General features: G+C 44.5%; 26 protein-coding genes, 1 pseudogene and 1 riboswitch. Of the genes and pseudogenes, 9 read left to right on the top strand and 18 right to left on the bottom strand.

Features of this window, described 5'->3' with window-relative positions; translation table 11 throughout:
* Window positions 1-147: 147 nt before the first annotated feature.
* Both QMA01_RS04750 and QMA01_RS04745 read right to left on the bottom strand, forming a co-directional pair.
* On the bottom strand, window positions 148-1,425 hold the full coding sequence (locus tag QMA01_RS04750) for an alpha/beta hydrolase (RefSeq protein ID WP_290214417.1): 1,278 nt from the start codon (window positions 1,423-1,425) through the stop codon (window positions 148-150).
* 107 nt (window positions 1,426-1,532) lie between these two features.
* Window positions 1,533-2,216 carry an SGNH/GDSL hydrolase family protein gene (locus tag QMA01_RS04745; protein ID WP_191715659.1) on the bottom strand — a complete coding sequence of 228 codons (684 nt, stop codon included), beginning with the start codon at window positions 2,214-2,216 and terminating at the stop codon, window positions 1,533-1,535.
* Between the two features lie 178 nt (window positions 2,217-2,394).
* On the opposite strand from QMA01_RS04745, the gene QMA01_RS04740 reads away from it, so the two are divergent.
* The 5 genes from QMA01_RS04740 to QMA01_RS04720 all read left to right on the top strand — a co-directional run bounded on the left by QMA01_RS04740 (window position 2,395) and on the right by QMA01_RS04720 (window position 7,800).
* Window positions 2,395-3,387: a potassium channel family protein gene (locus QMA01_RS04740; RefSeq protein ID WP_290214416.1), complete on the top strand. Its 993-nt coding sequence runs from the start codon at window positions 2,395-2,397 to the stop codon at window positions 3,385-3,387.
* A 28-nt stretch (window positions 3,388-3,415) separates the two neighbouring features.
* The gene (locus tag QMA01_RS04735) at window positions 3,416-4,123 is read left to right on the top strand and encodes an NAD-dependent protein deacylase (RefSeq protein WP_290214415.1); all 708 of its coding nucleotides are present in this window, start codon (window positions 3,416-3,418) and stop codon (window positions 4,121-4,123) included.
* 170 nt (window positions 4,124-4,293) lie between these two features.
* Window positions 4,294-5,229, top strand: coding sequence for an acetamidase/formamidase family protein (locus tag QMA01_RS04730; protein ID WP_290214414.1), 936 nt, complete (start codon window positions 4,294-4,296; stop codon window positions 5,227-5,229).
* Window positions 5,230-5,287: 58 nt separating this feature from the next.
* The gene (locus tag QMA01_RS04725; protein WP_290214413.1) at window positions 5,288-6,958 is read left to right on the top strand and encodes a DUF2207 domain-containing protein; all 1,671 of its coding nucleotides are present in this window, start codon (window positions 5,288-5,290) and stop codon (window positions 6,956-6,958) included.
* A 107-nt stretch (window positions 6,959-7,065) separates the two neighbouring features.
* The gene (locus QMA01_RS04720) at window positions 7,066-7,800 is read left to right on the top strand and encodes a YqcI/YcgG family protein (RefSeq protein ID WP_191715654.1); all 735 of its coding nucleotides are present in this window, start codon (window positions 7,066-7,068) and stop codon (window positions 7,798-7,800) included.
* Window positions 7,801-7,946: 146 nt separating this feature from the next.
* Here QMA01_RS04720 and QMA01_RS04715 read toward each other — a convergent pair whose 3' ends face one another.
* Window positions 7,947-8,951, bottom strand: a complete 1,005-nt coding sequence (locus tag QMA01_RS04715) for a LacI family DNA-binding transcriptional regulator (RefSeq protein ID WP_290214412.1) — start codon at window positions 8,949-8,951, stop codon at window positions 7,947-7,949.
* 194 nt (window positions 8,952-9,145) lie between these two features.
* Between QMA01_RS04715 and QMA01_RS04710 the strand changes: the two genes are divergently transcribed.
* Window positions 9,146-9,913, top strand: coding sequence for an arylamine N-acetyltransferase family protein (locus tag QMA01_RS04710; protein WP_290214411.1), 768 nt, complete (start codon window positions 9,146-9,148; stop codon window positions 9,911-9,913).
* A gap of 61 nt (window positions 9,914-9,974) precedes the next feature.
* On the opposite strand, the gene QMA01_RS04705 is transcribed toward QMA01_RS04710, so the two are convergent.
* From QMA01_RS04705 to QMA01_RS04650, 12 genes and pseudogenes are all read right to left on the bottom strand, one after another.
* Window positions 9,975-10,910, bottom strand: coding sequence for an ABC transporter substrate-binding protein (locus QMA01_RS04705; RefSeq protein ID WP_290214410.1), 936 nt, complete (start codon window positions 10,908-10,910; stop codon window positions 9,975-9,977).
* A complete protein-coding gene (locus tag QMA01_RS04700; protein WP_290214409.1) occupies window positions 10,910-11,455 on the bottom strand; it encodes a hypothetical protein in 546 nt (181 codons plus the stop codon). Before QMA01_RS04700 ends, QMA01_RS04705 begins: the two co-directional genes overlap by 1 nt.
* A 168-nt stretch (window positions 11,456-11,623) precedes the next feature.
* Window positions 11,624-11,822, bottom strand: a riboswitch (cobalamin riboswitch).
* Window positions 11,823-11,876: 54 nt separating this feature from the next.
* Window positions 11,877-12,827 (bottom strand): HNH endonuclease, encoded by a 951-nt coding sequence (locus QMA01_RS04695; RefSeq protein WP_290184765.1) that lies wholly within the window; start codon window positions 12,825-12,827, stop codon window positions 11,877-11,879.
* A 294-nt stretch (window positions 12,828-13,121) separates the two neighbouring features.
* Entirely contained in the window at window positions 13,122-13,907 is a 786-nt protein-coding gene (locus tag QMA01_RS04690; RefSeq protein WP_290214408.1) for a cytochrome c oxidase assembly protein, read from the bottom strand.
* A gap of 151 nt (window positions 13,908-14,058) precedes the next feature.
* Window positions 14,059-15,180: a GGDEF domain-containing protein gene (locus QMA01_RS04685; RefSeq protein ID WP_191715647.1), complete on the bottom strand. Its 1,122-nt coding sequence runs from the start codon at window positions 15,178-15,180 to the stop codon at window positions 14,059-14,061.
* Between the two features lie 195 nt (window positions 15,181-15,375).
* Window positions 15,376-15,864 (bottom strand): GNAT family N-acetyltransferase, encoded by a 489-nt coding sequence (locus QMA01_RS04680; RefSeq protein WP_290214407.1) that lies wholly within the window; start codon window positions 15,862-15,864, stop codon window positions 15,376-15,378.
* Window positions 15,865-15,891: 27 nt separating this feature from the next.
* Window positions 15,892-16,122, bottom strand: a pseudogene (locus tag QMA01_RS04675) (MDR family MFS transporter); the annotation flags it as partial.
* 141 nt (window positions 16,123-16,263) lie between these two features.
* Entirely contained in the window at window positions 16,264-16,530 is a 267-nt protein-coding gene (locus tag QMA01_RS04670; protein ID WP_290214406.1) for a hypothetical protein, read from the bottom strand.
* A 58-nt stretch (window positions 16,531-16,588) separates the two neighbouring features.
* Window positions 16,589-16,855, bottom strand: a complete 267-nt coding sequence (locus QMA01_RS04665; RefSeq protein ID WP_290214405.1) for a hypothetical protein — start codon at window positions 16,853-16,855, stop codon at window positions 16,589-16,591.
* A gap of 568 nt (window positions 16,856-17,423) precedes the next feature.
* Window positions 17,424-18,494: a DmpA family aminopeptidase gene (locus QMA01_RS04660; protein ID WP_290214404.1), complete on the bottom strand. Its 1,071-nt coding sequence runs from the start codon at window positions 18,492-18,494 to the stop codon at window positions 17,424-17,426.
* A gap of 39 nt (window positions 18,495-18,533) precedes the next feature.
* On the bottom strand, window positions 18,534-18,818 hold the full coding sequence (locus tag QMA01_RS04655; protein ID WP_290184753.1) for a hypothetical protein: 285 nt from the start codon (window positions 18,816-18,818) through the stop codon (window positions 18,534-18,536).
* A 2-nt stretch (window positions 18,819-18,820) separates the two neighbouring features.
* Window positions 18,821-19,114 (bottom strand): DUF2089 family protein, encoded by a 294-nt coding sequence (locus tag QMA01_RS04650; protein WP_290214403.1) that lies wholly within the window; start codon window positions 19,112-19,114, stop codon window positions 18,821-18,823.
* 164 nt (window positions 19,115-19,278) lie between these two features.
* Here QMA01_RS04650 and QMA01_RS04645 point away from each other — a divergent pair, with 164 nt between their 5' ends.
* Together QMA01_RS04645 and QMA01_RS04640 are read left to right on the top strand one after the other, a co-directional pair.
* Complete coding sequence (locus QMA01_RS04645) at window positions 19,279-20,205, top strand: ABC transporter ATP-binding protein (RefSeq protein ID WP_290214402.1); 927 nt, start codon at window positions 19,279-19,281, stop codon at window positions 20,203-20,205.
* Entirely contained in the window at window positions 20,198-21,154 is a 957-nt protein-coding gene (locus tag QMA01_RS04640; protein WP_290214401.1) for an ABC transporter permease, read from the top strand. The genes QMA01_RS04645 and QMA01_RS04640 overlap by 8 nt, the downstream gene beginning before the upstream one ends.
* A 56-nt stretch (window positions 21,155-21,210) precedes the next feature.
* Here QMA01_RS04640 and QMA01_RS04635 read toward each other — a convergent pair whose 3' ends face one another.
* Window positions 21,211-21,639, bottom strand: coding sequence for a CBS domain-containing protein (locus QMA01_RS04635; protein ID WP_290214400.1), 429 nt, complete (start codon window positions 21,637-21,639; stop codon window positions 21,211-21,213).
* Between the two features lie 260 nt (window positions 21,640-21,899).
* Here QMA01_RS04635 and QMA01_RS04630 point away from each other — a divergent pair, with 260 nt between their 5' ends.
* Window positions 21,900-22,544 (top strand): TVP38/TMEM64 family protein, encoded by a 645-nt coding sequence (locus QMA01_RS04630; RefSeq protein ID WP_290214399.1) that lies wholly within the window; start codon window positions 21,900-21,902, stop codon window positions 22,542-22,544.
* Window positions 22,545-22,560: 16 nt separating this feature from the next.
* On the opposite strand, the gene guaC is transcribed toward QMA01_RS04630, so the two are convergent.
* Together guaC and QMA01_RS04620 are read right to left on the bottom strand one after the other, a co-directional pair.
* Window positions 22,561-23,544, bottom strand: coding sequence for a GMP reductase (guaC, locus tag QMA01_RS04625; protein WP_191715636.1), 984 nt, complete (start codon window positions 23,542-23,544; stop codon window positions 22,561-22,563).
* A gap of 133 nt (window positions 23,545-23,677) precedes the next feature.
* The gene (locus QMA01_RS04620; RefSeq protein ID WP_290214398.1) at window positions 23,678-24,976 is read right to left on the bottom strand and encodes an MATE family efflux transporter; all 1,299 of its coding nucleotides are present in this window, start codon (window positions 24,974-24,976) and stop codon (window positions 23,678-23,680) included.
* Window positions 24,977-24,995: the final 19 nt, after the last annotated feature.

Here is a 24,995-nt window from a genome sequence, read left to right as displayed (position 1 = left end):
CAAGGTTATTTTTATAATTAGAACATAATATATATTAGTATTTTAATTCCAAATAGTCAATCTTTATTGGAGATTTTTGAAAGATCTTTACGCTTCTATAAGAGTAAAGAAAAAAACGCCTTCCAAATCACGGAAGGCGTTTCAAACTCACTTCATAAATTCAATTATTCCCGCCATCAAGCCATCCGCCAAGGGCAAATCAGGATTTCCATAGCTTGCCATGTTTTCCTCGGGGTCGGCAGAGGCATTTTTCAGTACATGGTTCATGCCGTCGACAATGAGCAGGTCACCGTCTTTACTGGCCGCATAAAGCAGCTCTGCGTCTCTGACCGGCACCTGCAAATCGGTAGTTCCCCCGACAACGAACACCGGTGTTTCAAGCTTTGCCACTTCTGCCTGCGGGTCATATGCCATCCAGGAGATCAGGTACGGCTGGACAGATGGACGGAAAATACTCGCCAGTTCCGGACTGACTTGTGCCACGGTCTGTCCGTCTTTCAATTTACTGACGATTGCTTTCGCCTCATCCAGGAGGTTTTCCGGCAACTGGGCTGTTAACTGTTCCATCAGGATTTCATCGGCAGGACGGCCAACACCCGCTAGAGAAATGAACGAAGCAGCCTGGTGCCGTTCGGCGGCGATCATCCCGATCAACGAACCTTCGCTGTGGCCGATGACTCCAACAGAAGAGAACACGTCTTGAGATTTCGCGTAGCCAATCCATGCAGAAGCATCTTCGATATAATCATCGAACCGCAGATCTTCTTCTTCGACAAGCAGTCCGATATTGTCGCCGACTCCGCGTTTGTCATAACGGATTGTGGCAATTCCCTGCTGCGCCAATTCTTCCGCCATCATCTTCAAGCCATTGTTTTTCCCTGGAACAACCATGGAATTGCCATTCTTATCAGTCGGTCCGGAACCCGACAGCATCAGCATGACCGGAAACGGCCCGTTGCCCTCAGGTGTCAGGACCCTCGCAGTCATGCTGCCGCCTTCGACTGCTATCTCAACCGGTGTGCCAAGCTCTTGTTCAGCAACATCAGCAGCTTTTGACAGTTCAAAAGGGAAAGTTTGCCCTTGCTGAGTAAATAAGCCGGAAATGGTGTCCCCATTGAATGCTCCTTCAAAGACTAACTGCTGGTTTTGTATATTCATCTCGAAGTGGAGATCTGGATCCGTAAAATCAATCGCCGTCAACGGGAAATCACTTACTCCTTGTACAGGAATTGAAATGGCACCGTTTTGTGAATCAAACGTTACCGAAATCGGCAATGGCTGATTGGGGACTTGAATCGTCCCTTCCCAGTATCCTTCAATTTTTTTCAACTGCCCTTCCTCCTCAACTTTCTTATTTTCTTCACTGCATCCGAATAGCAGAAGCATGAAGACTGCCAGTAATGCATAAAATCTGTTGTTATTCATTCTTCCCCTCCCTTTCTCTAAATTGATGGCTGCCTTTATTATCTTCAAGACAACAGAATCCATCAATGCTTTCAGGCAAAATAAAAAACACAGGAAAACCCTGTGTTTTATTTTTTTGAAGGATGAATTGAAAATCCGGTCGTGGACAAAGTTTGCAGCAGCAATTCATGCATAAGTTTATAGCCATCTTCGTTCGGGTGAATCGAATCCAGCCAAATGGCAGGATTTTTGCCCATTGCATTTGTTTTGGAGACGATGACGCCTTTTTCACCGATGGCCGTGTTCCAGATCCGGAACAGCAAATTGGTGAAGCCGAAATACTGCACTTCCTTTTTCATCGAGTTGTACAGATTGTTTTGGACAATGATGACTCCATCATTGGCTTTGCGAAGCATCGCATAGATTTCAAGCAAATTTTGGCGGTACGTGCGTTTCAATATGGCGAATTGGCGAACCAACCCTTTAGCCCCACCGTCCCGGAATCCGCGAAGCAAATCGTTGCCTCCAATATTCAGCAACACGAGATCTGCTTGTTGGAGCGGTTTTTGCCAGGAACCCGTTTGCATTTTCTGGACCAACCCGCTGCTTGTCAGCCCGTTGATGCCCAAATTAGTGATGCGGCTTGCGGGAAAGGTTTCCTTCAAATGATTTGTGATGCCGCCTTTTGTGCCGTAGCCATAGGCCACAGAATCACCTAAGATGACGATATTTTCTATATCAAGAGCTGTATTTTGTTTTTTTGAAGCGAAAAAAGGTGCTCTAGACAAGGCACCTGATCGAAATTTACTCAATCTGCTGCACGTCCTTTCTTGCTGTTTATCTCTCTTATTTTAACATATTTTTGCTTGTGAGGCCGTATACAAGCCTTCAGTGAAAGTGGATTTTTTTACATTTTTAACCGCAAGCTTTATCATAAAAACAAACTTGTATTCTCCCTATTCATGACTGATTTTTCGAAGGAGGGCTTTTTTGGATATCCTATATTTAGTTATCGGAATTCTGCTGATTATCGTATGCATTGTTGATTTTATTTGGACCACTTTATGGATTGATGGCGGTGCAGGACCGGTTACCGATTGGTTTTCTTCACTCATTTGGAAATCCTTCAGGAAATTAGCCGCTGGGCATTCAAAATCCTTGAGTTTGGCAGGCCCTTTCATTTTAAGTGCCACTTTGGCAATGTGGATCGGCATGCTGTGGGTCGGCTGGACATTGGTTTTCGCCGGATTGGACGGATCTATTTCCCCTTCACACGGCAATGACCCGATTTCCTGGTTTGATCGCATTTATTATGCCGGTTATTTGATTTTCACATTGGGCAATGGTGATTTCAGTCCGAATGAAGGCATGTGGCAAATCGTCTCTGTACTGGCCACCGGTACGGGTATGCTGTTTATTACATTCGGCGTCACATATTTGATTTCCATTTTGAGTGCAGTCACTGTGAAACGGTCTTTTGCTGCCAGCATCCACGGCATCGGCGAGACGCCCGAAGAGCTTGTTGCAAACGCATGGAATGGCAGTGATTTCCACAATATCGATTCGTTGTTGGACACCTATTCAGAACAATTGAGTTCGTTGACTTCACAGCATATTGCTTATCCCGTGCTGCATTATTATCATGCTGCCAGCAACGAATCCTCAATGCCTACAGCGGTCGCCGTTTTCGATGAAGCACTCAGCGTCATGAAATTCGCTGTACCTGATCAACATCATCCTAACAGTCTCTTGATGAAAGAATCGCGTTCCAGTATCCAGCATTACCTGGAAACGCTCAATAAGTCTTTTTACAGGCCTTCAAAACAGGTACCGCATTTGCCGGACTTGCCGTTTCTTCAAGAAGCAGGAATCCCTATCTTGCCGGAAAAGGACTATAAAAAAGCATATGAAAAACTTGAAGAGCGCCGAAGAAAATTACTGGGGGTCATCGAGGCAGATGCACGACCCTGGCCAAAACAGTGAAAGAGGTTTTATCAAAGGAGTGAGTCAAATGATTTCAGACTGGATACAAACATCAACCCATACCGTGGTCTTTACCGGAGCCGGCATGTCGACAGAAAGCGGACTGCCTGACTTCCGTTCAGCGAATCAGGGTTTATGGCAACAAAAAGACCCAAGCCTAGTGGCCAGCGTCCAGGCATTGAATGATAATGTCGAGGAATTCATCGATTTTTACCGAAAACGCGTGCTTGGCGTAAAAGAATATGAGCCGCATGCGGGCCACCAGATTTTAGCCGAATGGGAAAAACGGAGCCGCATCCATTCAATCATCACTCAAAATGTCGATGGGTTTCACCAACAAGCAGGCAGCCACAAGGTTGCAGAACTTCATGGCACACTCCAGAAAGTCCATTGCCAAGCATGCGGTATGTCATACAGCAGCGAAGATTTTCTGGACGGGTCATATCATTGCAGTTGTGGCGGCATTTTGCGCCCGTCCGTTGTGCTGTTCGGGGAAATGCTGCCGGAAGCGCCATTTGAAATGGCATTTGCTGAAGCAAGCCGGGCAGAGTTATTCATCGTTCTCGGTTCTTCGCTGTCCGTCACCCCGGCCAACCAGTTCCCGCTCATCGCCAAAGAGCATGGTGCAAAATTGGTCATTGTCAATCAGGAAGCCACACCGCTTGATGGCTATGCAGACCTGGTCATCAACAACCGGCAAATCGGGGACGTCTTGGATGAATGGAATCGATTTTAAGGTATTACATCATCTGCGGCTAAAGCTTAAAAGCTTTAGCCGTTTTTTTGTTTGGAAGCCTTGTCGACTCTATATCAGCAAATTCGATAGCCGGTTTAGATGCACGGAAGCAAACATTGGTATAATGACTGAGTAGACAGAAAATTCGTTCTATCGAAAGGGGCTAACCGATGATCCATCAAATACCGCTCGATTCCAATCACTTTCATTCTTCATTTAATAAAAGCTATAAACCTATCCTCACAGTCCAGTCAGGAGATTCTATCCAGTTGAAGACCCTTGATATCGAATGGGGTTATTCGTCAGCTGAAACTGAAGAACGGACGATTTTCACTTCACGCGAAAACGAAGAAAAACTGGCCCATCCGATCATCGGCCCCATCGCAGTTGCCGGTGCCAAACCGGGAATGGTGCTTGAAGTCCGCATCAATCAGTTGATGCCTGGCTGGTACGGGCGCAATTGGGCAGGCGGCATACCGGCTTGGCAGAACGATAAACTGGCCATCACCAACAGCGAACGGCTGCAGGTGGATTGGAAACTGGATGCAGCCAGGATGACTGGAAACTGCAGACTTGGCGAACAGGAATTCCATGTCGGCTTGTCTCCTTTCCTTGGGCTTATGGGCGTAGCCCCGAGAGAAGCAGGGACATTCCCAACAAAGCCGCCTGCTTCTTTTGGCGGCAATATCGATTGCAAAGAGTTGGTGCGCGGCAGCAGCCTGTTTCTTCCGGTCTCCGTGGAAGGTGCTCTCCTTTCACTCGGGGACGGCCATGCGCTTCAAGGTGACGGCGAAAGTTCCGGAACGGCAATCGAATGCCCGATGGACATGGTTGATATTACCTTAATCCTGCATGAAGATATGCAGTTGTCTATGCCACGTGCCCATACGCCTGCCGGATGGATCACATTCGGATTCCATGAAGACCTCAACGAAGCAGCGGCCGTTGCCTTGGCTGAAATGGTGTCGTATATGGAACAGTTTTATGGCATTTCACGCACCGAAGCCACAGCCTTATCAAGTGTAGCCGTTGATTTGCATGTCACACAAGTCGTCAACGACGTCAAAGGCGTTCACGCTATTTTGCCTCATGGCGTGCTCCGCTGAATGATCTTTCTGAAACTTTTGGTTGGGCGCCCCGTAAATATAGAAAGAGGTGATGGAAATGTTCAGAACAAAACCGATGATGATAGTCATCATGTTACTGGTTTTCGCTTTGTTTCCAGTCCAGGCGTTGGCTGTCGACTACTCGATTTCTGATGTGGACATCAATGCGCAAGTAAACGCAGACGGAACGGTAGATGTGACGGAAAGCCATACTTATGAATTCGAGGGCGATTTTAACGGCATTACGCGGGAAATTGTGCCAAAAGATCGGACATCGATCCAGAAATTCAGCGGCTATGAAAACGGCAAGGAATTGGATGTCGAACGCGACGGACATCTGTATAAGGTCTTCCGTGAAGGCGACAACGAAACCGTTACCATCGAATTGCGCTACGAAATCCAGGACGCTGTGGAAAAGTTCGAAGACGGCGCTGAGTTCTACTGGCCGTTTTTCGATGAACGCAATGAAAGCGATTATGAACAGATGACGATTACGCTCTTCCCTCCTGCCCCTTCGGAAAATACGGATTTTACAGGATACGACGAAGCTTACGGGGCAGGCAGCCTGCAAACGGATGGTGCGGTCCGCTTTGATATGGGGCAAGTTCCGGAAGGCTCTAATGGGGATATCCGTGTCGTCTTTGATGCAGCACTGTTCCCCGCCTTGCCTCAACAAGATGGATCCATACGAGAAAAGCTGGCTGAGGAAAAAGAGCTTCTGGAAGAAGAAGCTGCCGTTTTTGCGGCAAGGCAGGACACCGGCGCTTCCATCGGCAATGGATTAATTCCGGCGGCAGGCGCATTATTGCTGGCGCTGACTGCCTGGGGATGGAATCGTGCACGGAAAGCCAAACAGCAGGCAAAACCGGATGCCAAGACTTTCTTTGTGCCTAAACAGAAAATGAGCATTCCGGCCACATTGTATTTTACCAAGTCCTCTATTCTGACGCCCGCTGTCACGGCAGCCGCCTTGATGGAATTAGTGCGCAAACAGAATGTGGAACAGCTTTCAGAAGAACAATTCCGGCTGATTGACCGGAATACAGAATTCGCCCATGAAGCCACATTGATTGACTTGCTGTTCGACAAAGTGGGTGATAGCGAATACTTCAGCATCAAGAACTTGGAAGAATACACAAAAAATGAATTGAACCACTCTTCCTATAACGAATCCATCACAGCCTGGCAGCAGGAAGTTGCCGAGGAAGTCAAACAACATGATTTGTACAGCAAACACAAAGGGCTGCGCTGGACAGTCGGTATAATTGGCCTGGCCCTCTTTGCGGCCGCAGTCGTTTTCGGAATACTGGACCTGTTGCCGCTGATGTTCTTTTCCCTCCTCATCGGCATCGGTTTTGTCGCTTTCTGTTTCTATTCACCGATCACGTATGATGGCCATGTCATCCGTGCTGAATGGAAACAACTTCGAACAGCAATGGAGCAACTGGACCAATCGCAATGGAAGCAGTTGACACAGGATGAAAAAATGCGTGCTTATGCATATATTCTAGGTGCGGATGAAAAATCGGCAAACCAGAAAACGCAAAGCTTCACCAATGCCTATAGCGAAACGGCATTTGCAGATTTCGGGTTGTTCTATAATCCCGTGCTGTTGACAGGTGTTTTCTTTGCTGCCACATCTAATACCGGAGCTTCAGCAAGCAGCACCGTCTCCGCAACTGGCGGCGGAGGTGTTGGTGGAGGCGGAGGCGGATCGGGCGCTTTCTGAATAAACAATTCGAACGGCTGAGAGTTTCTCAGCCGTTTTTGTTTTGCCCCCCACTTCTTAGGGAAGTAGAAAAGAGACGTTATTTTATGCATATGGAGGAACAATGGATGATAAGCACAAGCTCAGCTTTATTGACGAAAGAAGATTTTACAGCACGAACGGACTTGCCTGAATGGCTATTGGCCGAATACAAGACGTTTCATGAAACCGTAACCGACAAAACCTTTCCTTGTTATTTTGGAATGAGCGGAGAATTGAAAGGAGAATTGCGTTATGCATACATCACACAAGACGATTGGAGCAATTTGCCTGATGCAGTTGAAGCGTTCCTGACCTTATTCAACGACCCGAAACACAAGCGCCATGGTCTATTCGTATTTGTTGAACCTTTCAAAGAAGAAGGTTCACTGGAAACTTACCGCCAGCAATTCTGGGATATCCTCCAGTATTTGCATGACGAAGATGACATGGAGTGGCCAAAAGAAGCTCCACGGGATCCTGACCATTATTTATGGGATTTCACATTCCAGGGAGAACCGATATTTATCTTTGGGAATACCCCCGCTTACAAGCAACGAAAAACACGCGACCTCGGCAATGCCATGGTTCTTGGGTTCCAGCCACGCCGCATCTTTGAAGGGCTGAAAGGAACCGAGAAAGGCGGCGTCATGTCACGCGAAAAGGTACGTCAGCGTGTTGAAGCCTGGGACCACTTGCCGACACATCCCGACATCAGCCATTTCGGAGATCCTGAGCACAATGAATGGAAACAGTTTTTCATCGGAGACGACAGTGAACCGATTCAAGGAAAATGTCCATTTACACATAAAGAAATGAAATAAATGGTGAATAACTGAAGAAGAGCTGCACCGGCATATTTTACCGGTGCAGCTCTTCTCATTGCGGTTTAACCAATCTCCCTGTTAGGGTAAGACTATATTGTAGCCTTACGGAAACACCTTGCTGCATTTTGGAGGTATAAAAATCGTTACTGCTGTGCAACTGTTCTCCGTTCATATAACTGGACTTCCCTGTTAACATCAAAAGCGTCGTCCTGATTAAGCGTCAGAATATCAAACAACCGTTTGACGGTTTCCTGTCCAAGATTCTCAATGCTGTCCGCAGCTCCTACAGAAGTCAGCCCAATTGCTGAATGACGGCCGATTTCCGAATTGCCGATGCCGACAATGCTGATATCTGTGGGAATTTGATAGCCCGCTTCCTGGTAAAAATCCAAAAGTTGTATGGCAATTTCATCTGTTGCTGCAACGATCGCGGTCGGTTTTTTCTTTAATGCTTGAAGATCTTCATACACTTTTTGCAAGGAAGCTTTGTCCGTTGCGGAAATCACCAACCGTTTTTTGCGGATTTTGCTTTTCGCTTCCTGAAGAGCCTGGATGAACCCCAAAAAACGTTCTTTATAAGCAGGATTCTTCAAAGGTCCGCCTACCCAGGCAATTTCCTGATGGTTGGCATTCAGAAGATGGCTCGCAGCCAGATAACCGGCATCCACATTATTCACTCCAATCGAGTGTTTGGCATTTGAATAGCTGGAATTCAATAATACAAACGGCACATTCGCATTGGTCATTTTTTCATGAATCGCATCATCAAGCAAGACAGAAACCAGAATCATCCCTGCCACGTTACTGGAGAGAACCGTTTTATAGACATCCTCTTCGTTTTCGTCGGCCATGAAATGAATATCCACTTGGTATCCTTGCCTTTTTGCATAGCTGATGATCATTGGAGCGCTGCCGATAAATATCGGATCATCCACAGCTCCTGCTATCACACTGATCGTATTGGTTTTAGCCGCAGATGGAACTGCTTCTAAGATGCCGTCAGCTGAATAGTTTAATTCACTGACGGCAGCCATCACTTTATCGTACGTTTCTTTTTTTACTTGATCCGGTTTATTCAAAACACGTGAGACAGTCGTCTGGGAGACACCTGCATGTTTTGCGACATCAGTAGTTGATACCAAATCCATCACCCTGCTTTCTATTTTTTGTGGATGGGTATCTCCCATCCCTGTAATTCGCTGTCATTCATATAAATTCTATCTACTTATTCACTATACCACGCTATAGCAATTCTTACACCAAACGAATTGATGTGGTTGAATATTCTTCGCGCAGTTGTAATCAACAGGATTAACCCACTCGAAAGGAATGAATAGCTATAATGAATAAAAATGAATACCTCAAACGTTTTAAAGCATCAACCGAACAGGAGCACTACCTGCAAAATTTAGCAGAACTTCAGTCTTTGCATATGCAGAATATACCATTCGAAAATTTGGATGTCATCCGTAGAACGCCCATTTACTTGAATCTTGAAAGCATTTATGAAAAAGTAGTTATTCAGCATCGCGGCGGTTATTGCTATGAATTGAATGGCTTGTTTCACTGGCTGTTGAACGAGTTGGGATTCGATGCGAAATTGATTTCCGCCACTGTTCAAAAACCTGATGGCACGTGGTCTAAAGCCGACACCCACGCGGCCATCTTAGTGGAGCTTGATACGCTTTACCTGGTGGATGCAGGTTTTGGAGATTCGACCATCAGCCCGATCCCTCTTGGCGGTGAACGGCATACCGACCACAGCGGCACTTACCGGGTAGAACAAGTGGATGATGTATATTATGACTTGATCCGGGAAAATGATGAAAAGGAAAAAGTGCTGTACCGGTTTTCTACAGAAGAAAAACGATTGGCCGATTTTCATGAAGGCTGTGTCTTTAACCAGGTTTCAGAAGATTCCCCTTTCACCCATGACGATCTTGTCACACGTGCGACGCCGGATGGCCGGATCACATTATCCGGCAGCCAACTGACACGCTCTGAAAACGGCAAGAAAGATAAAACGGAACTGTCGGCCGATGAAAAAAAGAAAGTGTTGAAAGAAGAATTCGGCATCAATCAAGAGGCACTCGAAAAGCAGTTGCATTAGTTTAAGCGATAAAAACAAAACGATCCCCGCTCAGCAAAATAGGAGCGGGGATCGTTTTGTTCTATTTAAATGCTTCCGGATAAACGGTTTTGGCTACCAGTTCAACCGCTTCACCGATTCTTGGCCCCGGACGTGAAGTAATATCAGAATCCACGAAAAAGACCTGATCGTTCTCAACGGCGTCAATGCTGTTCCAACCTTCACGTGCTTTAATCTCTTCTATGGGATCTTCCGTATAAGAAACTGTTGTTGCAATGATTTTCGGATTCCGTTGAATGACTTCCTCTTCAGAAATCTGTGGCCATCCTTCTAGATCGCCGAACAGGTTTTCAACATTGGCATGATCTAATATTTCCTGCTGGAACGTTTTTTGGCCGGTGGTGTAGATTTCAGGAGATGGGCTGATTTCAACATACAGTTGCCTTTTCTCTTCTACGTCGGATACTTTTTCTTGGACTTCCTCAATTTGCTGCTGGATAGAGCCTATTACTTCTTCTCCTTTATCTTCAAGGCCCATGACCGTAGAAATCTGTTCGATGTCCCCGTAGACATCTTCAAAGGATTCAGCCGATTCGATAACAAAAACTTGGATGCCTGCAGCTTCTAATTCTTCGTAGCCCGTAGGCCCACCTGTTGAATAGCCGATGACAACATCTGGATCCAATTCAATGATGCGCTCTGCATTAAAAACCACAGAATCGGACACACGTTCAACTTCAGCTGCTTCAGCTGGATAATTATCATAATCCGTAGCGCCAATAATTTTTTCTCCTGCTCCGATTTCATAGAGGATTTCGGTGTTGCTCGGTATTAATGACACGACAGTGGCAGGCACTTCCTCAAATTTCAATTCGTTATCCAAATCATCTGTTACCGTATAACTTGTTTGCTTTTCAGATTCGCTTGCTGTTTCTGTGTCGGATGTTTCCGATTGGCATGCGGTGAGTGTGAATGCTAATGCTCCAATGGATAGGTATTTAAAATAAGTAATTTTCATTAATTGTTGGCCACTTCTTTCTTTTTGGGTCTAGTTGGATAGGATTTGCTGATAAACGGAATTTCTTCTACTCCCTGCTGCTGATTGACATAGACAGCCATCGTAAACAGCAGGTTCGCCAATAGATTTGCATAATCAAAGAGGATTTCCGGTACATCCCGTTCCAGGCTGACCTTATGCAAAGCACGGACAGATTTTTTCGCTTCGCTCCGGCATACATGCAACACACAAGCTGCTTGAGTCCCTTGCGGCAAGACAAAATTACCGATTTTCTCACCAACAAAGTTTACATAATAATCATACATGCCACTTAACTCATTCAAATCTTCTTCATTAACTGCTAGCTTCCCTCGGACTGAACCATTCAGATGATAAACCTTTGGCTGGAGAATCTGCAGATCCCGTTGAACAGCCTCCACTTCTTTTACCAGCGACAACGCTTCGCCAATACGTGTCGTCAGTGAATCCGTTCTGATTTCAAAGTCGACGGTCGCAGCTGATTCGCGCATAAACGGATAACACAAGTAACGCATGTCTTTCTTCATCTTTTCACCTCTTTTTTCATATGGGTGAAAATCACAGCATTGAACGCTCCCGAAAACAACAAAAAGCCGCCCTCAAAAAGAGGGCGGCGCCATAGCTATTCAGAGACATACTCCAGCAGTCAAAAATAGAAAGGTTGCCGTATGATTCCCTTATCTTCCGAAGAGTAAAAATACGTTCAAAAAAAGGTAGGTCTCCTGGCTTGTGCATCGTTTTACTCTAAGAACCTTCCCGTTCAATTGACATAGGTCGTTTGAACAGTGGCATTTTCTTATTTCATACGCACTTACAGTTGCGGAAACAGCCCCGGAATCTAACCGGGTTCCCTGTTATGCTGACGAATCAGCACCTTTTTTCTGCATGATTATTCACTTGTTTTCAGTGTAGCACAGTTCAGACAACCAAAGACATAACAAAATTCAATTATTCCTGGTTTGTCATCAATTTCACTTTTCTTGGCTCTGCAAAAACAATTCGTTTATGCCATCTTAAATAAGGCGCATGCTCGGCTGACACGGGAACCTTCAAGTTTTTCCGCAATCTGTAGACTGGATAGTCTTCCTCCGGAATACGGCTTGAAATGTGGAGGCGGCCGCCTCCGGTGAATGCGATATAGCCTGCAGAATAAAGCGATGCATGGTTGGCGCAAAGCAAAATGCCGTTGAACGGATCCAAACGCTCTGAATCTGAACTGTCTTTCCACGGTTTCGCATGGGTCGCTGTCAGCACCTCTTCAATGGCGATGCCGCAAATCGGACATTCCCCGTTCCAAAGCGGCAACAGGCTTTCCCGGAACTGCTCTTTGCCTCTGCGCATTTTCGTTTTGATTTCCAGTTCAGCTTCTGCGATCAGGCTAAGCAATGGATTATGCGCGGTCTTTTTAATCACTTCCATCGATAATTCCAACTGCTCCATTTCCAACGTAAAAACATTCAAAGAACTGATCAATTCCAGAAATTTCATCGCCAGCTCTTCGTTGCAGGGATAGAGATAGCCTGAATTGCCGTTGGCATCTTCCTGAAAAGCCGAGTATTTAGTTGGCAGCAACGGCTCGATTTCCTGAAAAGACCCCTTGATCGATAACGGAACATCCAATTCGCGATAAGCTGTGCGTGCGATAAATGCAGGTTCGCTGCCTCCCTGCTCATCTGCCTGCTTCGGTTTTGTGCCTTTATGGAAATCTTCCCGTACCCGGCTGATCGCCACTAAAAATCCTTTGACGTAATGAAAGACGAGATCGCCTTTTTTCAATTCCTGCATGCGGTTCCAAGAATGGGGCACCATGCCTGATTTGTCGACTTGCGGCGTCCAAAGAATACCCGCCGCACATTCTTCCTGATACGTATCTCCTTGCATAACAATATAACTATTCATGAATTGCCTCCTAATAATGGTGATGCTCAAATTCATTCGATCTTATGTAATGGTGCAGATTATTCGAATCCAAACGCTTACCTCTAGTTTAACCCAAAACAAGAGCTTTTGCCGGGGAAAAAAGAAAAGCGAAGGCAGCCGTTTAGCTCTGACAGGCATAAGACGCACTGGCGAAGCGGCGCTCTTTGCCGCACAGCCAGAGTGGCTTATGACCCGAGGAGCTGGCTGCCGGAGCTGGACAAAGGAAAAGCCGAAGCACCCGTGAAGCCCTAATTAGCATGGGAAACGTTACCGCTATCCTTCTTCCACCGACTCACTTTTCCGAGGTGCCGTCGCTTTATACCATTGGTAGCAAAGAATGATGATGAGGACCAACTCGACGAAATCGCCCCCATAGTACATCACCTGCCCTCCTACCTCCCCTTGATCTCCCGGTACACCAGCCGGCGGATCTGCATAGATTCTTTTAGCCAAAATTTTGTGTGCGGCCAATGAGACGATGAGGATAATTGAACGGAAAAGAAAACTGAGTCGGTGAGCTGTAATATCGATGTAAATGATGGATGCCGTAAACAGGTAGCCCGCCAAAAATACGTGTAGATGGACGATCAGGTAAACAATTGAGGATTGGTGCATCCATTCAAACAAACTGGTCAGGTATAATACATACAACCCACCAATATTTAGAATCAGCGCAGTAATGGGATTGCTCAACAGCTGAAATGGCTTGCTTTTCAGTAGCCAGGATACTTTTCTCGCTAATGGAACGGGCAACGACCTCAAGAGCAGCTTCATCGGCATCGCAAGAACCAACAAGAGCGGTGCCAGCATGCCAAGCAATAGATGGGTCCACATATGGCCAACGAAATTTCCCTGTGCAAATTCCGCCAGCGGACCTGTAATGACCAGAGCAATAGAAAAAATACCGAAGCCCCATAAAAAACAGCGGTACAGCGGCCATGGCCTGAATTTCAGGCTCGTTAAAGCAGCGGCTAATGGGTAAAATAAAAATGCCAAAAACAGCACTACAATGACCATGGCTTCCAGACTGTCCATTCCTTGTTGCATATCGTGTTCCACCAATACACCCCCATCCCGCATTCCATACTGATTGATTTGCCTTTCTCTCCTCTACCCGGTTTGGCAACCTGCTATGTTTTGTTTCAACAGTTCATTTCATAAAAAAAAGCCGTTGCTGAAATGCAATGCGGCCATCTTGCTGAAGCTGTCTTTAATTAAATACCTCTTCAACTTCTTTTTCTTTTTTTTCTGCGAAAGCAGTAACTCGGTTTCTGCCGTCACGTTTGGACTGATATAAAGCTTGATCAGCTTCATCAATCAGCTGGTCCAAAGTTTTATGATAGGAATTCAAAGATACGCCCATGGATACCGTCAATTTGCCTTCAGGCTGGAGCTCTTCACCTTCAAAGTGATATTGTTCAATTTGGTCACGGACTTTTTCAGCGATCCTCATCACTTCATTGTCATCGTAAGGATCCGTGATGCAGAAAATGAATTCTTCCCCACCATACCGTGCCACATAATCTTTTTTTCGTGTATGGTCCCTCAACAGCTGGCCAATCGACCGAAGCACAGCATCGCCTTTTTGATGGCCATGCGTATCATTATAAGTTTTGAAATAATCGACATCGAGCATAACTATAGCGATGGGTACATACTGGGACACCAAGGTTTGCGTTTTATTCTTAAAAAAGCGCATATTCGGCAGTTGTGTCATGGGATCCTGATTAGAATAAAATTCCAGTTCTTTGCGGACAAGTATATGGTGATTTTCACCGTTCGCAATTAAGCCCATTGCCAAAACAGCGACCATGGCAAAAAACAGCATTGAAAGGGTGATCGGCACAGTTGAAGGTGTAGTCAATAGCATCGAAACTGATTTGAGGACTTCGAAAACCAACAAACCGAGAAGCATTTTTTTGATATCCAAAATGGCAAAAAATTTATTGACTGTTTTTTTATTGCGGAACAGGCTGCCGATGATGACCGGCAAAATCACCGTCTGTAAAATTCCAGCTATCGCTGTAGGTCCGCCCAGTGAATAGCGGTATATAGATGGAAAGATTGCAGATAGTATCCCTACTTTCCAACCGCCAATATAGGAAATGAAATAAAGGGGCACTTCCCTTAAATCAAGCCGCATGCCTTCATGAATGTAAGGATTATACATCACTGAAAAAGTCAAAAATCCCATGAATAAAATACTGAGTGCCAATAAAAGCGTTGATTCGGTCAAGTTGGGGAATAATAATTCCTTCGCTTTTAAAGCGAGATACATCAATGCGATGATCAACGCCATGTTTTCAAGAAAGAAAAAAAGTAATGACTGCATTTATCCAACTCCTTACAAAACCATATCCTCAGTTTACAATTATTACATCTGAAAATATAGGAAAACCACGAAAAAATATACAAAAACCTATTTAAAAGTGTTTGCTTTTCGTTATTGGAAAGATTGCGCCTAAAACAAAATAAAACTTTCTGCCTGGTCTAAAAAAACGGCCGATTAGAGAGTTTCCTTTGTCTGCTACAGCAGTTTTGCCATATAGTATTCATTGGCATAGCGTTCCTCCAGCCATACGGAATCACGCTTCAGCCCCTCAATTTCAAAGCCTAGTTTTTTATATAACCCAATAGCTGGTTTGTTATGCTCAAGCACGGTCAATTCAATGCGGCGAATTCCTTTTGCGACAGCCCACTGATCCAAAGATTGAAACAATTCTGTGCCTCTCCCTTTCCCACGTTCGCTTTGCCGAATACCGACCGCGACATAAACGGAATGCCGCTTGCGTTTAACATTGTCGCCGATCGCAAACAAATAGCCGGTTAACTCGGCTTGTTCTTCTGTTACCAACACTACCGACTCTTCCCCCATAGCGGCAAGGCGTTTCTCCAACTGCTCAGCTGTAGTCTTGCGTTCTCCTGGCTCAAACAGCATAAGATCAGAATCCTCTACATGCTTCATGAGTTCCGCCAATTGAAAGGCATCCTCAGGAACTGCTTTTCTGACGATCATAGCTATTCTCCTCCTACTGTTTTGTGTTTAAACAATTTTTGGTTCGGGCACTTGTTCTTTTTTAGGCTTTCTGATAAACAATCCGGTGTAAACAAGAAGCGTGCCGATCATCAGCAAGACGCCGATGAAATTGAATAACAGCAATAAATACCAGCTATTCGCTGAAGTAATCGTCACATACCCGATGCTGTAAAGCAATAGCCCCGTCAACAGGACATGCTGTTTGGAAAAACGGTCGGTGAATTTATTGACCATGAAGATCTAACTAGTAAACCGAAAAGATGGGCTGTTGCGTACAGGTTTGTACGCAACAGCCCATCTTCATAGCGGGGGATAAAACAGATAGTGGGCCACATCTATTGCGGAAGACGATGAGTCTATATTTGGAGAGGCAGAAATTTATAAGGTATGCAGATTTATTGAAAAAATAAGATACAAGCTAAGTGACAGCACATTGAACAGCACAAGATTGAAACGCAAATCTCCTTTTGCACCAATCAATGCGGCGACGACTCCCAAAGCACTCAAAGCACAAGGCAGATGCAGATGAAGGCTCAATAAAAATTCAAGCGGCCCATGGAACCAGTGAATCGCAGCCAATGTCAGCGGAATCATGGTCAGAAGAAAAAGGGCTGCTGAGATGCACGATAAACAATTCCCATTCATAAGAACACCACCTTTACTGGTTGTCGGCATTGGCAAATGAAATCAAGTTAAAGAGAATTTACAATTCGATGGCTTTTAATGCGGCTGCCAGACGTTCAGCAAATTGTTTGGGAAGTTCCCGGGATTCCATATAAAGACTGTAGACATCCAGTTCCATGACCAGGCGTTGTGTATAATTACTGGGCAATGAAGACCCTTGGTTAATCAAAGCTGAAGAAAACACAGGCAGTTCTTCAGGCAACAGCAGAATTTCAGCTTTATTCAGCATCTTCCCATGCTGGTGAAGGTCTTGAAACGTAATATCGTTATCAATTCTAAATAACAATGTGCAATCGCCTGATTTGATGGCCAGATCTCGTTACTTAGTCACGACGTAAAGACCTTCAAGGACTTCCACTGGGGTTTCCAATGTTTTTTCCAGAATTTCAGCCACCGTTTCTATCGGTTGTGCACTAATCATTTACTCCGCCCTTGCATCTATTCGCCTGTATCGACGAACAAAATAATGCTAAAATGAATTCGTTGATTTTGTTAAATTTATCGCAAAAGATAGTCTTTTAACCTAATTAATTTACTTTTAAATTGAAATAGAACGCTTTTTGTAATACCCATAGACTACAACGGATTGTACAAATTGTAAACAATTTAACGTTATTTTAGTAAATTTCGAACATCCTTTTTTATCCATAAACCCATCTTTTTATGGATATGACATCTATTCCTCTATATTTATATATCTTTGATTCAATAGTTACTATTCATTAATCGTTATTAACTTAGGCATACTGATCACTTATTAAACTTTTAGTGTTATATGGCTAAATCATTGAAAATAATAAAAGAATTTCATAAACCTTTTCGATTTATTTTTGAACAAAATAAAAAAGAACCTGTTAACGGTTCTTTAAGGTTATGGCGTATTTCTTCAATAAGTCTTTTAACGCTGGCCGTTCATTGCCATTGCGGCCAACCACTGCCTCCGCGGTGATCATGGAGTTCAATACTGCTTCTTCAACAGCTTCCCCCACGGCTCTGAACGCTTCGTCCATATCGTCTTCATGTATCGTTTTGATAGCCAGGCATTGCTTCGGCTTGGTATGGGGAATTTTATTGGCGGTGGAGAAGCCGAGGATGATTTCGCCGCTGCCATTGGTAATAATTGAGCCTGTCCGTGACAACCCCGCCACTGCCCGTTTCAGAATACGGTTCAATTGCCGTTCGGATAAAGGAAGATCAGTAGCCACAACCACCATTACTGAGCCCTTGTCTTCTTCTTTAAGAGTTTGAAGAATGTTTTTCTTCAGCTCCTTGCCAATTCCCTTGCCGTTAATCGTCAAATCATTCAGCATTCCGAAATTCGACAGCACCAATGTACCCAGCGTAAACGTGCCGTGCTCCAGTTCCACAATACGCGAAGCCGAACCGATGCCGCCTTTCAATGAATAACAAAGCATGCCTCTTCCCGCTCCCACAGCTCCTTCTTCAAACTCAATTCCGGTATTGTCCAATGCTTGCCTCACATCTTGTTCTTTGACAAAACGTCCGCGCACATCGTTCAAAAACATATCGTTGCATTCGCCGATGACCGGATTCACTGTACCCGTCGTATTGCCGATATCCGGATTTTTCTCCAACATATAATCGATGACTGCATTGGCTGCTGTTCCGACATTCAATGTGTTCGTCAAAACAATTGGTGTTTCCAAGGTACCGAGTTCCGCCAATTGGATGGTTCCCATCGTTTTGCCAAAGCCGTTGATGACATGGCTTGAAGCTGTAAGCTTGTCATGGAAGAGATCTCCCTGATGCGGCAGAATGGCCGTCACTCCGGTCTGCATATCTCCATCCATCAAAGTGACCTGGCCAATAGTGACACCCTCTACATCTGTTATAGCGTTTAACATCCCTGTCTTCATCGTGCCGATTTCCACTCCGTAATCCCGAATTCGTTTTTGGTTATGCAATTTCCCACCCCTTTTGTTTTCTCCAACTGTTCGTGTTTTTTAAATTAAATCCTGTCCGCGCATTTTCATCAATTCTTTTCCCTGCTTTTTCTTGTAGGCTTCTTGTCCATTAATCCAAACCCCACATAAGATGGTAATTCCCAAAATCAGCGGTATAACATCTCTTGAAAAGAAAGCCAAGTCTTTATCGATCATCAGCCAAATGAAGAATACTGCAAATGCTGCCGGTAAAATACCTCCTGACCACACCCGCGCTTGTTTAGATAAGAAATATTGAACGACTAAAATGATAATTGGCAATGCCAGATCGATTACGGTCCCCATGTCTATTCCTCCATACTCTCTTTGTATTTGTCGACGATGCTTTTTGCCACTTCCAAATCGATTTTGTCATCGATAACCAACTTCATAACAAAAGTCGAAAATGGCTGTGAACCTTCTTTTTCCTGCAATTCGATGTTTTGGATGATCTTATCCAGCCTCAAGCGCACCGTCGGATAGGAAACTCCGTATAATTTTGCGATTTCTTTTAACGAACCGGATCCCAGAATGAACTTCTTGATAAATTCCATATCTTCAGCAGACAATGTGGAAAACCATTCAGGCACCTTGTTATTCAACGTCTTCACTCCCTTCAGCTGTTAATGCTTACTATAAAGTAATAATAAATATTATTCAATATTTATTAAACATTATTTAAATTTATATTGATTTTATTTTAACTATTGTTATTATGAGACTTGTAAGTCATTTACATATCTGAATTAAAAACGGAGGTAATTGGATGGATAAACCAGCAGTAACGATGCAGCTGATCAACTTGAAAAAGAAAATCGGCAACAAGGAAATCATTAAAGGACTCGATTTTGAAATCCGTTCAGGTGAAGTATTTGGATTTCTTGGACCGAATGGAGCTGGAAAAACGACGACTATCCGAATGCTGGTGGGCTTGATCAGTATGACGGAAGGAGATGTGCTGATTGAAGGAAAAAGCATCAAAACCGACTTTAAAAATGCCATCCAGCACGTTGGGGCGATTGTTGAGAATCCTGAAATGTACCCTTTTCTGAGCGGCTGGAAAAACCTCAAGCAATATGCGCGCATGGTTCCCGGCATAACGGACCAACGCATTCATGAAATCATTTCCCTTGTCGGCTTGGAAAAAGCGATTCACGAAAAAGCCGGCCGCTACTCACTTGGTATGCGGCAACGGCTGGGCATTGCCCAAGCGCTTCTCCACAAGCCCTCCATTCTGATACTGGATGAGCCGACAAACGGTTTGGATCCTTCCGGAATCCGCGAAATCCGCAAGTACATCCGTGCACTTGCTGAGCACGAAAACGTGAGCGTCATTGTATCCAGCCACCTGCTTTCTGAAATGGAGCTGCTGTGCGACCGGATTGGCATCATCAAAAATGGACAGTTGGTTGCATTAGAAGAAGTGAAAACCACCGAAAACTCGACAGCATTGCAGGATGTGTTTATCGAAGCAGAACCGCTGGCACAAGCAAAAGAATACCTGGAAACTCAGCTTTCGACAGGTGTCCGCTTGAAAGGAAAAGAACTGATCCTATCGCTTCAAAAAGAAGAGATCCCTTCCATCTTGAAGAAAATGATTGGCCAGGGGTTTGATGTATACGGGGTCAATGTTCTCCAGTCGACTTTAGAAGACAAATTCTTTAATTTGATAGGAGAGAACAGCATTGACTAATTTAATCCACTTGATCTGGAATGAACAAATCAAATTGTATGCCAGAAAATCCACATGGGTGATGTTTTTCGTACTGGCCATTCTGGTACTGGCTTCAGGGATCATCAGCAGGTTATGGGACAGCGAGTTCCAGACTACAGAATACGGCACGAAATGGCAGGCCGAACTTCAGGAAGAAAATTTCCGCTTGACATCGGAGTTGGACAACGATGAACTCAGCAAACTTTCCAATCCCTTTCAATTGGAAAAGAATATGTACCATATTGAAAATGATATCAAGCCATTGCCTTATGACGGTTGGCAGTTTTTATATGACAACTCATTTTTCACCACTCTCATCAGCCTGTTCACCATCATTATTGCTGCAGGAATTGTTTCGAATGAGTTCAAATGGGGAACCATCAAACTTCTGCTGATCCGTCCGATATCGCGTTCCAAAATTTTATTGTCCAAATACCTAACGGTTCTCTTGTTCGCATTCACACTCATCTTCTTCCTCATAGCCATCAGCCTGCTGACTGGTGCTTTGTTCTTCGGCTGGAATAATCCAGCTCAAACCGTTGTTCTTGAGCAAGGGATGGGCTATGCACATGGCAGCCTCTTAAACGTAATTTTGAAAGATTATGGTCTAAGCTTAGTCACCTTATTGATGATGGCGTCATTTGCCTTTATGATTTCAACAATTTTCAGAAGCAGCAGTATGGCAATCGGCTTAGCGGTCACATTGATGCTCGCCGGCAATTCCATCGTTCTATTTGCATCTCACTATTCCTGGGCCAAATACATCTTGTTCGCCAATACCAATCTTGGCCAGTACTTCAATGGCGCAGAACCTATGATGGAAGGAATGAGCTTAAGCTTTTCCGTCACCATCTTGTGCATATACCTGGCTTTGTTCTTAATGGCTTCTTGGGTTGCTTTCAATAAACGGGATATCGCAGGCCATTAAACAACAAGAGGCAAGACCGGCAGTTTCGGTCTTGCCTCTTGTTGTCATGCGTTTTGCTAGTGAAGCTCTGTATCTTCCGACTCGGAAACTTCTTCCAAGACCAAGCTCGCGTTGTCGTCTGTCTGGTCTCTTACTGCAAGATCTCCCAAGGAAACAATACCTACTAATTGGTCATTTTCTACAATCGGAAGCCGGCGGATCTGGTGTTCTGCCATTAAATCAGCTGCGTCTTCAATGGACATATCTTTAGTTCCAGTAACCATCTCTGAAGTCAAAATCTGTGAAACCGGGCTATCCAATGAAATCTGGGAAGCGATTCCGCGAATTACAATGTCCCGGTCTGTGACAATTCCCAATAATCGCTTACCGTCACTGATGGGAATGGATCCAACATCCAGCTCCAGCATTTTAGAAGCAATTTCCTGAATCGACATTTCCGGAGCGCATGTCTCAACGTCTGTCGTCATGATATCGGTAATTTTCATGAATAGATCCTCCTCTAAAGATTGTACTGCTTATGCCCAGCTATCTGTTTCCATTTGGCAACTAGTCTGACCCGTCCATCGACACTTCGCCAATCCTCCCCTTTCCGTTCTTCTACTAATCCATATCCATTTTTATAAAAGTAAAACGTAATTTCTGATAAAAAAACAGGATTTACACTACTTTTAACCACCTCAAATAATAATGGCGACATGGGCGAAAACAGACAAAAACCAGTTTCCGTTCTGGTCAATTTGCTGCTATGATGGTGGAAAAGAAAGACTATGGATACTTTGTTGAAGATTTCAACTGGGGAATCCTGAAAAACTTCTTCTATAGAATAGGAGGTGCCATAATCGCTTCTTTTCTCTTGGCATTAGAATTTCTAATCCTGTTACTTGCCAATCTAGCGGTCGGTGCGGTCGGTTTTATTCCCAGTATCTTGATCACCGCTGTCAATATAGATTCGTTCGGCCTTTATATCGGTGCAGCTTTAACGTTTTCAGGTGAAATATTCGGTGCATGGATCGGTTTTTACCTGTACCGTTATGGATTTGCAAAAGCAGATCCCGAATGGCTGCGACACCCTTTTTGGAAGCGATTCACATGCCAGTCAACAAACCGTGTTTTCATTCTGGTGATCCTGCTGCGCTTGCTGCCATTTATGCCGTCGGGCTTCGTTACAGCCGGTGCAGCACTTACCGCCATCAGCGGAAAGCATTTTTGGATCGCCAGTACAATCGGCAAAATTCCGGCTGTGATACTGGAACTCGCTGTTGTTTATGGAGTTATCCAAACCGTACCTAAGAACATCCAAGCCATGCTCTTTGGAGCCATACTTGCTGTTTCAGCAATCGCCTGGCTAAAATCAGCCAAACAGAAAAAAAGCCTTCAATCGAGTGATTGAAGGCTTTTTATGTTGTTTAGTATACTTTGTCTCCATTAAAAATGGAGTTTTTAACGATCACATAATCCACGTTGCGGATGGCCAGGAGCTTGTCTCCTCCAGCGTAAGAAATCGAAGATTGAAGATCTTGTTCCATTTCCACCAACGTATCTTTCAATGAACCTTTGTATTCGACAAACATCTTCTTGCCCTCGACGTTTTTCTTTTCACCTTTTTGGAATTCAGAAGCTGATCCAAAATACTCTTTCAGCAGCTTGCCGTCCTGGTTGATGGTTTCACCAGGTGATTCCTCATGGCCAGCAAAAAGAGAACCGATCATAACCATTGATGCCCCGAAACGGACCGATTTTGCAATATCGCCGTGTGTCCGGATGCCGCCGTCCGCAATAATTGGCTTGCTTGCCGCTTTTGCGCACCAGCGAAGTGCTGCCAGCTGCCAGCCGCCTGTGCCGAACCCCGTTTTAATCTTAGTGATACAAACTTTTCCGGGTCCGATGCCCACTTTCGTCGCATCCGCTCCAGCATGTTCCAATTCGCGGACCGCTTCCGGCGTCCCTACGTTTCCAGCAATCAAAAAGCTGTCCGGCACCAATTTCTTAATGTGCTGAATCATATCAATGACTGCGTTGGAATGGCCGTGAGCGACATCGATCGTAATGTATTCCGGCGTGACTTTTTCGTCCGCCAGCTGCTGGACGAAATCATATTCTTCCGGTTTTACACCCACGCTGATGGATGCAAACAGACCGCGTTGCTGCATGTCTTTTGTGAATGCCAAGCGTTTTTCCGGTTCAAATCTATGCATAATATAGAAATAATTATTTTCCGCTAAAAATCCCGCGATTTTTTCATCTACGATTGTCTGCATGTTTGCAGGGACAACAGGCAGCTTAAAAGTACGCCCGCCAAATTCAATTGACGTATCACATTCTGAACGGCTGTTAACCACCGCTTTTGCAGGAACTAGTTGAATATCTTCGTAATCAAATACATTTTCCATTAATAACACCCCTATACACGAATGATATATCTATATATCTAAATAATTGTTCGTCCATAAGATAATGTACTTTATTTCCGGCAAGATGTCAAAGAGCAAAATAAATTTAATGCCGAACGTGGTTGACGACTTTTTATTCCTTGCGTATCAATAGGTTCAATTTTGGCACATAAAGAATCAGGAAAACAGATCTGCCAAGACTAAACAAGATGAAGGCCAACCATACTCCATGGTTTTCTAAATACGGTACGCCTGCCGCCATTGCAATCAAAAAGACAGTTAAAGAAAGCAGCATGGAATTTCGGATTGGAACGGTTTCGGTTGCCCCCGTAAATACACCATATAGGACAATACCAAAACTCGAAACCAAAGGAAACAACAACAGCCAATCGCCATAGATATATCCTAACCGGATCACTTTCGGAATCGAGGTGAAAAACGAGAAAACCGATTCTTTGAAGATCCAATAAAGCATTAACAGCATTACCGAAGAATAGAAAGCCCATTGAAACGACAGTTCCAAATTCCTTTGAAAAAGCTTTCTGTCTTTCGAACCGATTGCTTTACCGGAGAAAATGCTGGAAGCGTTGGAAAGCCCATCAAAAAAATAAGCCATCAAGTAATGGATCTGCAGCAGAACTGCATTCGCAGCCAACGTTTCCGTTCCGAAATCTGCACTTTTGTATGTAAATAAATTAAAAACTGCCAGCAGACAAATCGTCCGGATAAAAAGATCCTGATTGACCGCCATCATCTTTTTGACAGATGAACCGTCTGCCAACATTTTGATGGATGGAACCTGGAAGTGGTAAGATGTGCCGCGCCAAATGATCCATAAGCCGAGTATGCAGGCTATCACTTCAGCCAATAGGGTGGCAGCGGCTACACCGGAAACTCCCCATCCAAATCCGAAGACAAAAACCACATCCAAGACGATATTCAGCAGATTCATAAAAATTTGGATAAGGACTGAAATTTTAATGCGGGACATGCCGATCAGCCAGCCCATAATGACATAGTTGATTAAAGTAAACGGAACACCCCATATGCGAATGCCGAAATATCCGGATGCCAACTCGGCCACATCTTCAGCAGGATGAAGTAAACTTAAGGCTATGTATTCAATCGGTTTTTGAAACACTATAAAGCCAATTCCCACAACAAGCGCAATAATCAATGGCCTGATGAATGCAAGCGTTCCCTGAAGCTTATCATCTGCCCCGTTTGCTTGGGCAGCAAAGCCCGATGTTCCGATGCGCAGGAAACCGAACAGCCAATAAAGGGTATTGAAAATTACTGTACCGATGGCGACACCGCCGATATAAGCAGGATCCGGCAGTTGTCCGACGACTGCTGTATCAACCAGTAAAGGAGTAGTGACTGTCGACAAGGTAAGCGGAATCGCTAAGGCTAAATAATTGCGGTGATTCATGACGAAGCTCCTAACACGT

The sequence above is a fragment of the Planococcus notacanthi genome, from assembly GCF_030407825.1.
GTDB classification, from domain to species: domain Bacteria; phylum Bacillota; class Bacilli; order Bacillales_A; family Planococcaceae; genus Planococcus; species Planococcus notacanthi.
Note: the sequence above shows the minus strand (reverse complement) of the source record. Positions and strands in the feature narration are given on the sequence as shown.